This window comes from Neisseria sp. P0019.S002 (assembly GCF_051957155.1).
GTDB classification, from domain to species: domain Bacteria; phylum Pseudomonadota; class Gammaproteobacteria; order Burkholderiales; family Neisseriaceae; genus Neisseria; species Neisseria perflava.
Genome location: NZ_JBQCWS010000048.1, coordinates 1 through 553, shown reverse-complemented (window position 1 = coordinate 553; position 553 = coordinate 1). Strand labels below are relative to the sequence as shown.

The 553-nt window shown below is 45.2% G+C and carries 1 protein-coding gene; it reads right to left on the bottom strand.

The genetic code is table 11. The features are described from left to right. On the bottom strand, positions 1 to 370 hold a 370-nt coding region (locus ACTHTY_RS11480; protein WP_440367740.1), incomplete at its 3' end, for a gamma carbonic anhydrase family protein. Positions 371 to 553 lie beyond the last annotated feature (183 nt).

The window sequence follows — 553 nt, the reverse complement described above, 5'->3', positions numbered from 1 at the left end:
TCATCACATCATCTTCGACAACCGTATCGTCCAAAATAATCGAACCCATGCCCACCAACACACGATTCCCAATTTGGCAGCCATGCAGCATGACCTTATGCCCAATCGTCACATCGTCACCGATAATCAAAGGCGAACCGTCAGGCTTCGCCGCATTCTTATGTGACACATGCAAAACGCTGCCGTCCTGCACATTGCTGCGTTTGCCGATAGAAATGCTGTTCACATCGCCACGCAACACGGCATAAGGCCAAACGGATACATCTTCCGCCAGCGACACTTCGCCAATCACAACCGAAGTCTCATCTATAAAACAAGACTCATCAACCGACGGCACATAATCCAAAAACGCATGAATAGGGTTTGCCATTTCCAATATCCTTTTCTCAAAACCAAAACTGATCAGGCCGTCTGAAAACACGGCGTAAAACGATTTTATACTACAACCATACTAAATCAAGCTAGAAAATCATCAAAAGGCCGTCTGAAACAGCTTTCAGACGGCCTTTCATCATAAACCCTTTATCTTGGCTTACGACTATTTATCATTAGC